The organism is Micromonospora psammae, from assembly GCF_036902725.1.
In the GTDB taxonomy this organism is placed as follows: Bacteria; Actinomycetota; Actinomycetes; order Mycobacteriales; family Micromonosporaceae; genus Micromonospora.
The window spans coordinates 1-1,135 of record NZ_JBAKHM010000056.1; the positions used below are offsets into that span (position 1 = coordinate 1).

1 rRNA gene is annotated in these 1,135 nt (G+C 51.2%); it reads right to left on the reverse strand.

The features are described from left to right. Positions 1-1,135, reverse strand: a 23S ribosomal RNA gene (locus tag V6U79_RS29655); the annotation flags it as partial.

Here is a 1,135-nt window from a genome sequence, read left to right on the forward strand (position 1 = left end):
AATCGCACGCTTCTTCTATCCTTCTGCGTCCCTCCATTGCTCAAACGATAAAGAGGTGGTACAGGAATATCAACCTGTTGTCCATCGCCTACGCCTGTCGGCCTCGGCTTAGGTCCTGACTAACCCTGAGCGGACGAGCCTTCCTCAGGAAACCTTAGGCATTCGGTGGACGGGATTCTCACCCGTCTTTCGCTACTCATACCGGCATTCTCACTTCTAAGCACTCCACCAGTCCTTCCGGTCTGACTTCACTGTCCTTAGAACGCTCCCCTACCACTGATACCATTGGTATCAATCCGCAGCTTCGGTGGTGTATTTAGCCCCGGTACATTTTCGGCGCAGAGTCACTCGACTAGTGAGCTATTACGCACTCTTTAAATGGTGGCTGCTTCTAAGCCAACATCCTAGTTGTCTAAGCAACTCCACATCCTTTTCCACTTAATACACACTTTGGGACCTTAGCTGGCGGTCTGGGCTGTTTCCCTTTTGACTACGGATCTTATCACTCGCAGTCTGACTCCTAAGGATAAGTCATTGGCATTCGGAGTTTGACTGAATTCGGTAATCCGATGAGGACCCCTAGTCCAATCAGTGCTCTACCTCCAAGACTCTTACACTTAAGGCTAGCCCTAAAGCTATTTCGGGGAGAACCAGCTATCTCCAGGTTCGATTGGAATTTCTCCGCTACCCACACCTCATCCCCGCACTTTTCAACGTGCGTGGGTTCGGGCCTCCATTCAGTGTTACCTGAACTTCACCCTGGACATGGGTAGATCACCTGGTTTCGGGTCTACGACCACGTACTAAACGCCCTATTCAGACTCGCTTTCGCTGCGGCTCCGCCTCTTCAGCTTAACCTCGCACGGGATCGTAACTCGCCGGTTCATTCTACAAAAGGCACGCCATCACCCGTTAACGGGCTCTGACTATTTGTAGGCACACGGTTTCAGGATCTCTTTCACTCCCCTTCCGGGGTGCTTTTCACCTTTCCCTCACGGTACTGGTTCACTATCGATCACTAGGGAGTATTTAGCCTTGGGAGATGGTCCTCCCAGATTCCGACGGAATTTCACGTGTTCCGCCGTACTCAGGATACATTCAAGAGAGAACGAAGTTTCGACTACGGGGTTGTTAC